The following is a 12755-nucleotide window of genomic DNA, read 5'->3' as shown; positions in this document are numbered from 1 at the left end:
CGGTCCGCGCAACTTTGGATGCGGCCGCGAGGACGAGCACGTGAGCTCGTGAACGGCATACCGTTGCCGGCAGAGATGACGACTTATATGACGGCCGGCGTGCGCCGGGCACGCGGATGGCTCACCGGCAGGCCGTGGCTGACCGACCTGGCGCTGGGCGGCGGGCTCACCACGTTCGACGTGGTGACGTTGTCGGCCCGGACGCCGACGCCGAGCGCGGCGGGCCTGGCGTTGTGGGGGCTGCAGACCGTTCCGCTCTTCTGGCGACGGCGCCGTCCACGCCTGGTGCTGACGGCGATGACGGTCGCCTTCGCGATCTTCGAGGTGGCCGACCCGGTGCCGGGGAAGACGCCGGGCCCGTACTTCCTGATCTTCGGGGTGTTCGCGCTCGCCCGCCGGACCTCGGCGCGGGGCAGCCTGGCGTGGGTGCTGCCGTCCCTCGCCGTCGCGGTGGCGACGGACGCCCTCAGCGGCCGGTCCGGGCCGCCCCGCCTCGACTCCCTCGAACCGACCACCGCGACGGCCTTCGTCGCGTACTTCCTCGTCGCCTGGCTCCTGGGGTACGGCGCGCGGCGGATCGACCTCGACGCCCGCAGGCTCCGGGACCTCAACGACCGGCTTCGCGCCCAGCAGGAGATCAACGCGCGTCAGGCCGTCGTCACGGAGCGGGCGCGCATCGCCCGTGACCTGCACGACGTCGTCGCGCACCACGTCAGCGCGATCGCCGTGCAGGCACGCTCGACGGAGGAGGTTCTCCAGGACGACCCGCGGCTCGGCCGGCGGGGCGTGGCGCGCATCGCCGAGACGGCCGACACCGCGCTGGTCGAGATGCGCCGCATCCTCGGCCTGCTCGCCGCCGGACCCGAGGACGCCGGTCCCGAACCGTCCCTCCGCCACGTCGACCGCCTCATCGAGGCCGCGGAGGCGGCCGGCTGCCGCGTCACGGCGGCGCTCGACCCATCGACCGACGCGCTGCCGGCCGCGATCCAGGTCTCGGCGTACCGGATCCTGCAGGAGGCGCTGACCAACGTCTTCCGGCACGCCGGTCCCGTCGGCGTCCGGGTCGCCGTGCGCCTCGGCGACGGCGGCCTGACGATCGAGGTCGAGAACGGCCCGGCCGCCGCGGACCACCGGTCCGTCCCGGGGTCCGGCCGCGGGCTGCTGGGCATCCGCGAACGCGTCACGGCGTTCGACGGGACCCTCCACGCCGGTCCGCGCCCGCACGGCGGGTGGCGGGTCCACGCCGCGCTTCCACTCCAGGGGGTTCGATGACGATCCGGGTGCTGCTCGCCGACGATCAGGAGATGGTCCGGGCGGCGCTGCGGGCCGTCATCGACCGCCGCGAGGACCTGTGCGTCGTCGGGGAGGCCGCCGATGGGGACCAGGCGGTCGACGCCGCGTCCCGGCTGCGGCCCGACGTCGTGGTCATGGACGTGCGCATGCCCGGGACGACCGGGGTGGAGGCCACCGGCCGCATCCGCGCCGAATGGCCGCACGAGGACGCGCCGCCGCGGGTCCTCGTGCTCACGACCTTCGACCTGGACGAGTACGTGCACGCGGCCCTGCGCGCCGGCGCCTCCGGATTCCTCCTGAAGAACAGCCCGCCCGACCAGCTCGCGCACGCGATCCGCGTCGTCGCCGGCGGTGAGGCGATGCTGGCCCCGAGCGTCACGCACCGGCTCATCGACGCGTTCGCCGCACTGCCCGCCGGTCTCCTGCCCGGCACGCCGGCCCCCGCGTCAGACCGCCGCGAACCCATCGACGCGCTCACCGAACGCGAGCGGGAGGTGCTCATCCTGGTCGCCCGCGGGCTGTCGAACCTTCAGATCGCGGACGCGCTCGGCCTGACGCAGGCCAACGTGAAGAGCCGCGTCAACCGCATCCTCACCCGCCTCGGCCTGGACAACCGCGTCCAGGCCGCCATCCTCGCCCGCGACGCGGGCCTGATCCCGCCCGGCAGGTAGGGCGGCGGCCCCCGATCAGGCGACGGTGTCCAGCAGGGTCCGGAGGATGCGGGTCATCGTGGCGACGTCCTCGGGCGCGAGGCCGGAGACCAGGCGCTTCAGGGTGGCCGCGTGGTCGGTGAGCGTGCTGTCGATGATCTCCCGGCCTTCGTCGGTCAGCGTGACGCGGAAGCTGCGGCGGTCGGCCTGGTCGAGACTCCGCGAGACCAGGCCGGCGGCCTCCAGGCGGTCCAGCCGGCTGGTCATTCCCGCCCGCGACATCATCAGGGTCGCGGACAGTTCCGACGGGATCAGGGTGTAGGGCGATCCGGAACGGCGCAGCGCGGCGAGGACGTCGAACTCCCCGCGTCCGAGGCCGTGGCGTGTCAGCACGTCCTCCACCCGGCCCTCCACCGCACGGGTGACCATCGCCAGGCGACCGAGGACATCCATCGCCGAAAGGTCCAGATCGGGGCGTTCCCGCCGCCATTGCTCGATGATCGCGTCGATCGCGTCCCGGTGCTCCGCGCCGGCCTCTCCCGTCATGGGATCGAATCCTATTCGACGAAAGATAGTTAGCTAACGTAATAGCAGATGGCGAACTACCGTCGCCCCCTGTGGCCGCGGCCCCGGGCGGAGACGCACGGTGAGCGTCACCGGCGTCATCGTGGACGGTTCCCCCGCGGCGGCGGTCCCGGGAGGGGGCCGCCGCCGCGAACGGCGCTCGCGAACAGGGATCGCCGGCAGGGTTCAGCGGGACAGGATGTGGTCGCGGGCTTCGGCGTACCGCTCGCGGATGGCCGGGACCGCGTCGGCCTCGTACGTCGCCAGGCCTTCCCGCTCCCAGCGCGGCGGCTCGGCCGCGCCGGACAGCGCCCAGGCGGCCTGGGCGGCCGCGCCCTCGGCGACGTACTCGCCGGTGGGCGGCACCAGCACCGGCCGGCCGAAGACGGTCGGCGCGATGCGGCGGACGGCCTCCGAGCGGGCGGCACCGCCGATCAGCAGCACCCGGTCGGCCCGCGCCCCCTGGGCCAGGAGCGCGTCCAGCCCGTCGGCGAGGCCGCACAGCATGCCCTCGATCGCCGCGCGGGCCAGGTGCGCCGGCGTCGACGTGGCCAGGCGCAGGCCGTGCACCGAGCCGGTGGCGTCCGGCCGGTTCGGCGTGCGCTCGCCCTCCAGGTACGGCACGAGGACGAGACCGTCCGCGCCAGGTGGTGCGGACAGCGCCAGCCGGGAGACCTCCTGGTGGTCGACGCCGAGCAGGGCCGCGGCGGCGTCGAGCACCCGGGCGGCGTTCAGCGTGCAGACGAGCGGCAGGAACCGGCCCGTCGCGTCGGCGAAGCCGGCGACGTCCCCGGCCGGGTCGGCGGACGACCCCTCCGCCGCGGTGAACACCGTCCCGGAGGTGCCGAGGGACACCACGACGTCGCCGGGCCGCAGGCCCAGCCCGAGCGCCGCGCCCATGTTGTCACCGGTCCCCGCCGACACCAGCGCGCCGGACGGCGTACGGCCGGCGGCCTCGGCCGGGCCGAGGACGCGCGGCAGTTCCGGGACCCGCCCGAACGCCAGTTCCAGGAGGTCCGGCCGGTACTCCCCGGTGGCGGGGGACCAGTAGCCGGTGCCGGACGCGTCGCCCCGGTCGGTGACGAACTCGCCGGTCAGCCGCCACGTCAGGTAGTCGTGCGGCAGGCACACCGACGCCGTACGGGCGGCGGCGTCCGGCTCGTGCCGGGCCAGCCAGCGCAGCTTGGTCACCGTGAACGACGCGACCGGCACGCTGCCGACCGCGTCGGCCCACTTCGCGGGGCCGCCGAACTCCTCGACGAGGTCGCGGGCGGCGTCGGCCGAGCGGGTGTCGTTCCACAGCAGCGCCGGCCGGACGACCTCGCCGGCCTCCGACAGGCAGACCATGCCGTGCTGCTGGGCCGCGACGCCGATCGCGGCGACGTCGTCCAGGCCGCCCGCCGACTCGATGGCACGGCCGAGGGCGTCCCACCAGGCGGCGGGGTCGGCCTCGGTGCCATCCGGGTGCGGCGCCTGACCGGCGCGGACGACCGCGCCGGTCTCGGCGTCGGCGACGACGACCTTGCAGGACTGGGTCGACGAGTCGACCCCCGCGACGAGCGTCACCGGGCGCCGAGGATGTGCTCGACGGCGAGCTGGTCGAGACGCTCGTAGTGGTAGCCCCGCTCGGCGGCGGCCTCCAGGTCGAAGTCGTCCTGGGCCAGCGAGTCGTACGTCTCGTCGGCCGCGAGCGTCGGCACCGCGAGCTGGTCGGTCCGCGAGGCGGTGAGGGCCTCCTGCACCTCCGGGTCGGCGCGGAACGCCCGCGCGCGCTCCTTGAGGATGAGGTACGTGCGCATGTTCGCGGCGGCCGAGGCCCACACGCCGGAGATGTCCTCGGTGCGGGTCGGCTTGTAGTCGAAGTGGCGCGGCCCGTCGTACCCGCCGTTCTCCAGCAGGTCGACGAGGAAGAACGCGCTCTTCAGGTCGCCGTGGCCGAAGACCAGGTCCTGGTCGTACTTCGGGCCGTGCTGGCCGTTCAGGTCGATGTGGAAGAGCTTGCCGTGCCACAGCGCTTGGGCGATGCCGTGGACGAAGTTCATCCCGGCCATCTGCTCGTGCCCGACCTCGGGGTTGAGGCCGACCATGTCGGCGTGCTCGAGCGAGCCGATGAACGCGAGCGCGTGGCCGATCGTGGGCAGCAGGATGTCGCCGCGCGGCTCGTTCGGCTTCGGCTCGAGCGCGAACCGGATGCCGTAGCCCTTGTCGGTGACGTACGAGGCGAGGGTGTCGATGGCCTCGCGGAACCGGTCCAGCGCGACCCGCACGTCCTTGGCGCCGTCGGACTCGGCGCCCTCGCGACCGCCCCAGAAGACGTACGTCTTGGCGCCCAGCTCGGCGGCCAGGTCGAGGTTGCGCATCACCTTGCGGAGGGCGTACCGGCGGATGTCGCGGTCGTTCGAGGTGAACGCGCCGTCCTTGAACACCGGGTGGGTGAACAGGTTCGTCGTCGCCATCGGGACCTTGAGGCCGGTCTCGTCGAGCGCCTTACGGAACGCCGCGACCGCCTTGTCCCGGTCCGGCTCGACGGCGAGGAGGTCGTCGTCGTGGAACGTCACCCCGTAGGCGCCGAGCTCCGCGAGCCGGTGCACCGACTCCACCGGGTCGAGCGGGGGCCGGGTCGCGTCACCGAACGGGTCGCGCGCCTGCCAGCCGACGGTCCACAGCCCGAAGGTGAACTTGTCCTCAGGGGTGGGTTCGAACATCGCGTCTCCTCATTTCGTTCAGGCTCTGGACTAATTAAAACCCGCAGGTGCCAGGTGTCAACAGGGGAGAGGTTGCACGATTAGTCTGTGACCATGCGAAATGAGGTCACGCCAGTCCGGCACGGCACCATGCGGGCCCGTAACCTGGCCGTGGTGCTGGGCGAGATCTCCCGTCGGCAGCCGGTCAGCCGCGCCCGTCTCGCCGACGTCACCGGCTTCACCAAGACCACCGTATCCAGTCTCGTCGCGGCGTTGAAGGACGCCGGCCTGATCCGCGAGGACGGACCCGTACGCGACGGTGAGCGCGGACGTCCCGCGACGGCCGTGTCGATCAACGGCGACCGCGTCGCCGGGCTCGGCCTGGAGGTCAACGTCGACTACCTGGCCGCCTGCGTGCTCGACCTCGGACGGCGGATCCGGCACCGGCACATCGTCGCCGCCGACAACCGGGGGCGCGCGCCCGAGCAGGTCATCGGCGCGCTGACGGATCTGGCCGAGCGGGCGATCGCCGCGGCGGCGGACCAGGGCCTGACGGTCGCCGGCGCGGTCGTCGCGCTGCCGGGCACGCTGGACCGGGCCGGCGGCCGCGTGCGGACCGCCCCCAACCTCGGCTGGCGCGACGTCGCGGCCGGCGACCTCCTCGCCGCCGGCCTGCCACCGCTCGCGCTGCCCGCCGACCAGGACAACGAGGCGAACCTCGCCGCCCTCGGCGAGCTGTGGTTCGGCGACGGCCGGGAGCTCGGCTCGTACGTCCACGTCTCCGGCGAGATCGGGGTCGGCGCGGGCATCGTCGTCGACGGCCGGGTGTTCCGCGGCGCCCACGGGTTCGCCGGCGAACTCGGCCACGTCGTCGTCGACCCCGCCGGCCCGCCGTGCGCGTGCGGCGGCCGGGGCTGCCTGGAACAGGTCGCGGGCCAGGAGGCGATCCTGCGCGCGGCGGGCATCCCCGACGTCACCGGGACGTCGACCGCCGGGCCCGACGGCCCGCTCGCCGCGCTGATCGCCCTCCTGCGCGACGGTGACGAAGCGGCGCTGGCCGCGGTGCGCCGGGCGGGAGAGGCCCTGGGGCAGGCCCTCTCCGCCGCGGTCAACCTGTTCGACCCGGACGGCATCGTGCTCGGCGGGATCTTCTCCGCGCTCGCCCCGTGGGCGTCCCCCGCCGTCGAGGAGGCGCTCGGCGGCGGCACCGGCGTCGTACGGCACACGCCTCCCCGCCTGACCGTCTCCCGGCTGGGCGGCGACGCCGCCGCCCTGGGCGCCGCCGCGCTCGTCATCGAACGCGTCATGACCGACCCCGCCCGCCTCCTCACGGAGGCACCGGTGCGGCCGCGCGAACGGTGACGAGGAGCGGCGAGGGCAACGAGGAACGCCGCGCCGGCCGGGCGCCGATGTCCGCGGCGTTGTCGGGGTGGTTCATGTTCGACGAAACACCGATTTTGACGTTGATTTATGTAGAATTTATGGGTGACCGCCCCGAGACCCACGCTGACCCGACGGCACGCCCTGAGCGAGACGAGCGCCCGTTCGCTGCTGTTGACCCTACTCGGGGAGTTCGTCCTGCGGTACGAGGAGCCGGTCTGGACCTCGACCCTTGTCGAGGTCCTCGACGAGTTCGGCGTCGAGGAGAAGTCCGCCCGGCAGGCGCTGGCCCGTACGGCCGCCGACGGCTGGCTCACCTCCGAGCGGGTCGGGCGGAGCGTCCGCTGGTCCCTCACCCCGCCCGGGCGGCGACTGCTCACGGAGGGCGGGGAGCGCATCTACGGCTTCGGCGCCGAAGCCGCCGCCTGGGACGGCGTCTGGCTCATCGTCTACGTCTCCGTCCCCGAGTCCAAGCGCCGCCTCCGTCACCAGCTCCGTACGAAGCTGAGCTGGGCCGGCTTCGGATCGCCCGGACCGGGGATGTGGATCGCGCCGTCGTCGGCGCGGGAGACCGAGGCGCGGTCGGTCATCGAGGGCCTCGGGCTGCAGGCCGGCGCGATGTCGTTCACCGCGCGGTTCGCCGGGGTCGGCAGCGAGCACGCGATGGTCGAGCGGGCCTGGGATCTGGACGGGGTCGCCGCCGAGTACGGGGCGTTCATCGACGAGTTCGACGCGCTGCGTCCCGCCTCACCTGAGGCGATCATGCTGGCGCAGGCGCGGCTCGTGCACGAGTGGCGGCGCTTCCCCTTCCTGGACCCGCGGCTGCCCTCCGCCCTGCTGCCGGCCGGCTGGATCGGGGCCCAGGCCCGCGGGCTGTTCGCGGCCCGGTACGCCGAGTGGCACCCCGTCGCCCAGCGGCGCTGGCGCGAGCTCGCCGCCGGCTGACCGGACGCGTTCCCGCGACGGCGGCCTCTCGCGCCGGCTCGAACGCTCGGACATCGCCGGCGCGTCGTCTCGCCCGCTCCCGCCGTGGAGCCCGCGGCGTGCGGCCGCGAGGCGGCACGGCCACCGGTACGCGGGCCCGCGGTGACCGTGGAGTCGTCCACCATCGGTGTCGCGAATGGCGCGTGCGGCGTTGATCAGGCCGACGTGGCTGAACGCCTGGGGGAAGTTGCCGAGCGGCTCTCCCGTCGAGGTGTCCACCTCTTCGGCGAGGAGGCCGACGTCGTTGGCCTGCGACGCGGCGGTCCGGAAGACGCGCTCGGCGGGCGTGCGCTGCCCGGTGAGGGCGAGTGCCTGCGCGAGCCAGAACGTGCACAGGAGGAATGAGCCTTCTCCGCCGGGCATCCCGTCGGGCCCGGTGTAGCGGCGGACCAGGCCCCGTTCGTCGGTGAGGCGCCCGGCGATCGCCGCCACGGTGGACCGGACCCGCGGGTCGTCACCAGGGAGGAATCCGACGATCGGGATGGTCAGCGCGGACGCGTCGAGCTCGGTGCCGCCGAACGCCTGGGTGAACGCGCCGGTCTGCGGATTCCAGCCCTCCGTCAGGATCGCGTTCCGGATCTGCGCGCGGACCCGTCTCCAGTCCTCGACGCGGCCGGTCGCCCGCAGCGCGGGCGCCAGGGCGATGGCGCGGTCCAGCGCGACCCAGCACATGAGCTTCGAATGCAGGAAGTGCCGGTTCGGCCCGCGGACCTCCCAGATCCCGCGGTCCGGTTCGCGCCAGCGGCGGGCGGCGGTCTCGGCCGCGTCGCGCAGGAAACCGCGGGCGATCGGATCAAGGCCGTTCTCCGCCGTGTCACCGGACAGGTGGTGCGCCGCGTCGAGCATCTCGCCGTAGACGTCGAGCTGGCGCTGGCGCCACGCGTCGTTGCCGATGCGCACCGGGGCGCTGTCACGCCATCCGGTCAGGTGGGGCAGCGGCCGCTCCGACAGGTCGCATTCGCCGCCGATGCCGTACATGATCTGCAGGTCGACGCCACGGTCGAGCTGGGTGGCGGCGGCGCGGGCGAGGAAGGTGAAGAACGCCGCCTGTTCTCTCTCGCACGACGAGGCGGTGGTGAGGGCCTGCACGGTGAGGCTGGCGTCCCGGATCCACGTGTAGCGGTAGTCCCAGTTGCGCCCTCCGCCGACGCATTCGGGCAGGGACGTGGTGGCGGCGGCGACGATCGCCCCGGTGGGGGCGAACGTCAGTGCGCGCAGCACCCGCCCGCTGTGCCCCACCTCGTCCTGCCACGGTCCCTCGTAGCCCGTGTGCGCCCGGGACCAGGAGCGCCAGCCGGAGATCGTGTCCTTGATGCGGCGGTGGACGAGCCGCGGAGTCCAGCACATCGGTTCGGCCTGCCAGCAGGGGGCGGCGTGCAGGGCCATCGAGAGACGTTCCCCGGCTCTCAGCGTGACCGTGGCGTGCGCCGTCGAGCCGCTCACCCGAAGGTCGACGGGCGTCGACAGGGTGAGCACCTGAGCGCCGCCGCGAGCGATCAGCACACCGCGCGAATGCTCCAGGCGGGGATGGATCAGCCCGAACTCGGGGCGGGGCGCGTAGCAGACCTCGAGGTCGACCCGTCCCTGGACGCAGGTCGCCTCGCGGAGCAGGACACCGGGCGAGGACGCGCCCAGCCCGTGCCCGCGCTCGCGGCCGCCCAGGGCGAGCGCGTCGACCAGGACGACCGTGCCGCCCCGGGTACGGAAGGTCGTCTCCAGGACAAGGGTGTCGTCGAGGTACCGGCGAGCGACCTGCGCGGGAGCGGACGGGCGGATGGACCAGTGCCCGGCCTGCTCGTCCAGCAGCCTGGCGAAGATCGCCGGACTGTCGAAGCGAGGTGAGCACAGCCAGTCCACCGAGCCGTCCGAGGTGACCAGGGCGGCCGAGCGGCAGTCCGACAGGAGACCGTGATCGCTGATCGGCCGGGTGCTCATGCCGCACCTCCTCACCGGCGGGCGCGGCGTCCGGACGACCGTCTCGGACGGGCCCGCGGCGACTTGGGGTCCGGTACGGAGCCACAGTGAGCGTCCGTGTGCCGGTGCGGTGCGATCACTTCGCCGTCCGGCAGGAGCTCTCCGGTGTCGTCGAAGACGACGACGCCGTTGCACAGCAGGCTCCATCCCTGCTCGGGGTGGGAGGCGACGGTGTGCGCGGCGTCCCGGTCGGTGGCGTAGGCCGGTGGGCAGTGCGGTCGGTGGCGGCACATGGCATACCTCCAAGCTGGTGGGCGCCTTTCCAAGAGAGCGCCTTCGACAAGAGATAGGCGCACGGGTTACAGCCGGTAGATCCGCCGCGGAGGCGGCTCGGACGCTCGGTGTAACCCCCCGGCCTATCTCAGGGGGAAGGTCCGCGAAGTGCGGATATAGGACGACGTCCGCAGGGCGGAGATCACCGCCGCCCACGCGGAACGGGGGGAATACCGATGAACCGCATATCTCTCGCTCGTGGGCGGCCATGGCCCGCGGCGCTCATCGCCGTCGGCGGGATGCTCCTGCCGGCCGCCTGCGGTTGGGGGCAGGACACCATGAGCTCACCGGCGGCCCGATCCGCGCCCCGGGCCAACGCCCCGGCAGGGGCCATGCCGGGGATGCGGATGCACGGCGGCTCCGGCTCCGGCGCCGCGCCCGCCGCCGCACCGGTCGCCGCGAACTCTGTGTCGATCAAGGGCTTCGCGTTCGCGCCGGCGTCGGTGTCCGTCAAGGCCGGCACCACGGTGACCTGGACGAACAAGGACGAGGAGCCGCACACGGTGGTGGCGAACGGCGGAGCGTTCCACTCCGCAGCGCTGACGCCGGGCGGCGTGTTCCGCTACCGGTTCACCAAGCCCGGAAGCTACCCGTACGTCTGCTCGATCCACCCGTTCATGCGCGGAACGGTGGTGGTGACGCCGTGACCGCCGAGAATGATCCCACCGGCATGACACGCCGCCAGTTGCTGCGGCACAGCGCGTGGTTCGGGGGCGTGGTCGTCCTCGCGGTCGCCGGCGGCGAGGTGGTCAGCCACGTCGCCGGAGGGGGCGACGTCCTGCCCGCGAACGCCGCGCTGCGGTTCGTGCAGATCAGCGACAGCCACATCGGCTTCCACGGACCGGCGAACACGGATGTGACCGACTCGTTCGCCGACGCGCTGCACCAGGTCAACGCGCTGCCGCACCGGCCCGACTTCGTCTTCCACACCGGAGACCTGACCCACCTGGCCGCGCCAGGGCAGTTCGACCAGGTCAAGCAGATGATGACGACGCTGAAGACGGGACACGTCTTCACGATTCCGGGCGAGCACGACTCCATCGACGACGCAGGCCAGAAGTACCGCAGGGCCTTCGGCGCCGGGACGCGCGGCGACGGCTGGTACAGCTTCGACCTGCACGGCGTGCACTTCATCGCGCTGGTGAACACGCTGCACATGAACAAGCTCGGGCATCTGGGCACCGAGCAGCTCGACTTCATCCGCAAGGACGTGGCCGGGCTGTCCAGCGATACGCCGATCGTCGTGCTCAGCCACATCCCGATGTTCGCGCTGTATCCCAAGTGGGGGTGGGCGACCGACGACTCCGTACGGGCCCTCGCCCTCCTGCGGCGGTTCGCCTCGGTGACCTGCCTCAACGGCCACATCCACCAGCTCTTCACCAAGACGGAGGGCAACGTCACGTTCCACAGCGCCACGACCACCGCGTATCCGCTGCCACATCCGGGCGACGGCCCGGCACCCGCCCCGGTCACCCTGCCGGCCGGACGCTTGCGGCACGCGCTCGGCATCCGCGAGGTCGGCTACGTGCGCGGCCGGCACGCCCTGGCGATCCGGGACAAGAGGCTCGGTTGAGTCCCCGGCCTCGCCACCGTGCGACCATGGTGAAGGGGACTGGTCATGGACCGCTGGATCCCGGGCCGACGCGAACGCCCGGGGCCGGACGCCGAGATTCCCGCTGAGCACCGCCCGCCGCTGCGTCTGGTGGAGGGGGAGGCCTACACCGGCTGGGAGGCCATCTACCTCGACAATGTGCAGCGGATCTACCGGTTGATGTTCGCCAAGGTCGGCAACCGGCCCGACGCCGAGGACCTCACCGCCGAGGTCTTCCTCACCGCGCTGCGACCGCTGCGCACCTCCGCGAGCGTGGGTGAGGTCCGCGCGTACCTGCGCGTCACCGCCCGTACGGTGCTGGCGGCGCACTGGCGGCGCACGCTGGGGCGTGAGATCACCGGCATCGACCTGGAGCGCGTGGCGGCCGACTTCGGCCGGCCGCCCGAGACCGGTCGTGCGCCGGAACGCGTCGAGCGGATCCTGGCGGCGCTGCCCGACCGGTACCGGCGCGTCCTGGAACTGCGCTTCCTGCGGTCCTACTCGATTCGCGACGCGGCCCGCGAACTGCGGACCAGCGCCGGGAACGTCAAGGTCCTCCAGCATCGGGCGCTCAGGCTAGCCGCAGAGATCGTCCGGGAAGAACCCCCGGAAGACAGGAGGGGGAGGTGACGATGAAGGGCCTACGGCGATACGTCGAGGATCTGATCAAGGGCCGCCGCCCGCATCCCTTCCCGGTCGACGAGGCGGACGCGGACGCGCTACGCCTGGCCATCGAGCTGCGGGCCGCCCGTCCGGGATCGGACGCGCCGCGCGAGGAGTTCGTCGCCGACCTGCACCGTCGACTGGCGGAGCCGGAGCGGGCCCGACCGCCGCTGCCGGTCCGCCGTCGGCTGGTCCTGGGCGGCGCGCTGGCGGGGGCCGGTGCCGTGGCGGGGGTGACGATCGACCGCGGCCTCACCCGCGGTCCGACGTTCGCGGGCGACGGGACGTTGCAGCCACTCAACGGCAGGTGGCATACGGTGGCGGCGGCGGCCGAGCTCACGGAGGGCGCGGTGGTCCCCTTCGACGCCGGCAGCGTCACCGGCTTCGTGGCCCGCCGGGCCGGTCGGCTGCGGGCGGTCTCCGGCGTGTGCACGCACCAGGGGTGCCGCCTGCACGTCGAGGGCGGCGCGCGGCTGCGCTGCCCCTGCCATCGGGCGCTCTTCGCCCTCGACGGCAAGGTTCTCCACCACCGGCTCGCCGCGCCGATATCCGCGCTGCCCCGGCTCGCCGTCCGCGAGGCGCGCGGCGTCGTCGAGGTCTACGTCACCGCCACTTAGGATCCGTCTCAACGCCCCGCCGTCCCCTGTGCGGCGCGGACTTCGAGACAGGCCCTGGCGTGCGTCGCCGGCCGGCCGGGCG

General features: G+C 73.3%; 11 protein-coding genes and 2 pseudogenes. 8 read left to right on the top strand and 5 right to left on the bottom strand.

Annotated elements, in window-relative coordinates; genetic code table 11:
• The first annotated feature begins 75 nt into the window (after positions 1-75).
• Positions 76-1272 (top strand): sensor histidine kinase, encoded by a 1197-nt coding sequence (locus ABD978_RS19560; RefSeq protein ID WP_345356057.1) that lies wholly within the window; start codon positions 76-78, stop codon positions 1270-1272.
• On the top strand, positions 1269-1964 hold the full coding sequence (locus ABD978_RS19555; RefSeq protein ID WP_345356054.1) for a response regulator transcription factor: 696 nt from the start codon (positions 1269-1271) through the stop codon (positions 1962-1964). The genes ABD978_RS19560 and ABD978_RS19555 overlap by 4 nt, the downstream gene beginning before the upstream one ends.
• Before the next feature lie 15 nt (positions 1965-1979).
• Here the strand turns inward: ABD978_RS19555 and ABD978_RS19550 are convergent, their stop codons facing one another.
• The 3 genes from ABD978_RS19550 to xylA form a co-directional block, all read right to left on the bottom strand.
• Positions 1980-2489, bottom strand: a complete 510-nt coding sequence (locus ABD978_RS19550) for a MarR family winged helix-turn-helix transcriptional regulator (protein WP_345356051.1) — start codon at positions 2487-2489, stop codon at positions 1980-1982.
• Between the two features lie 204 nt (positions 2490-2693).
• On the bottom strand, positions 2694-4073 hold the full coding sequence (gene xylB, locus ABD978_RS19545) for a xylulokinase (RefSeq protein WP_345356048.1): 1380 nt from the start codon (positions 4071-4073) through the stop codon (positions 2694-2696).
• Positions 4070-5212: a xylose isomerase gene (gene xylA, locus ABD978_RS19540; RefSeq protein WP_345356045.1), complete on the bottom strand. Its 1143-nt coding sequence runs from the start codon at positions 5210-5212 to the stop codon at positions 4070-4072. The genes xylB and xylA overlap by 4 nt, the downstream gene beginning before the upstream one ends.
• Before the next feature lie 93 nt (positions 5213-5305).
• Between xylA and ABD978_RS19535 the strand changes: the two genes are divergently transcribed.
• Both ABD978_RS19535 and ABD978_RS19530 read left to right on the top strand, forming a co-directional pair.
• Positions 5306-6553 (top strand): ROK family protein, encoded by a 1248-nt coding sequence (locus ABD978_RS19535; protein ID WP_345356042.1) that lies wholly within the window; start codon positions 5306-5308, stop codon positions 6551-6553.
• A gap of 123 nt (positions 6554-6676) precedes the next feature.
• Positions 6677-7516 carry a PaaX family transcriptional regulator gene (locus ABD978_RS19530; RefSeq protein WP_345356039.1) on the top strand — a complete coding sequence of 280 codons (840 nt, stop codon included), beginning with the start codon at positions 6677-6679 and terminating at the stop codon, positions 7514-7516.
• A 195-nt stretch (positions 7517-7711) separates the two neighbouring features.
• Here ABD978_RS19530 and ABD978_RS19525 read toward each other — a convergent pair.
• Positions 7712-9490, bottom strand: a pseudogene (locus ABD978_RS19525) (glycoside hydrolase family 15 protein); the annotation flags it as partial.
• A gap of 101 nt (positions 9491-9591) precedes the next feature.
• Positions 9592-9762: pseudogene (locus tag ABD978_RS19520) on the bottom strand (DUF5999 family protein); the annotation flags it as partial.
• A 216-nt stretch (positions 9763-9978) separates the two neighbouring features.
• Here ABD978_RS19520 and ABD978_RS19515 point away from each other — a divergent pair.
• From ABD978_RS19515 to ABD978_RS19500, 4 genes are read left to right on the top strand one after another with little or no spacing between them, the layout of a single operon-like run.
• A complete protein-coding gene (locus tag ABD978_RS19515) occupies positions 9979-10449 on the top strand; it encodes a cupredoxin domain-containing protein (RefSeq protein ID WP_345356036.1) in 471 nt (156 codons plus the stop codon).
• Positions 10446-11375 carry a metallophosphoesterase family protein gene (locus ABD978_RS19510; RefSeq protein WP_345356033.1) on the top strand — a complete coding sequence of 310 codons (930 nt, stop codon included), beginning with the start codon at positions 10446-10448 and terminating at the stop codon, positions 11373-11375. The genes ABD978_RS19515 and ABD978_RS19510 overlap by 4 nt, the downstream gene beginning before the upstream one ends.
• Before the next feature lie 45 nt (positions 11376-11420).
• Positions 11421-12023: an RNA polymerase sigma factor gene (locus ABD978_RS19505; protein WP_345356030.1), complete on the top strand. Its 603-nt coding sequence runs from the start codon at positions 11421-11423 to the stop codon at positions 12021-12023.
• A gap of 2 nt (positions 12024-12025) precedes the next feature.
• Positions 12026-12673, top strand: coding sequence for a Rieske (2Fe-2S) protein (locus tag ABD978_RS19500; protein ID WP_345356233.1), 648 nt, complete (start codon positions 12026-12028; stop codon positions 12671-12673).
• Positions 12674-12755 lie beyond the last annotated feature (82 nt).

Source organism: Actinoallomurus liliacearum, assembly GCF_039542035.1.
Classification (GTDB): Bacteria; Actinomycetota; Actinomycetes; order Streptosporangiales; family Streptosporangiaceae; genus Actinoallomurus; species Actinoallomurus liliacearum.
This window is presented reverse-complemented; position numbering and strand designations above follow the sequence as displayed.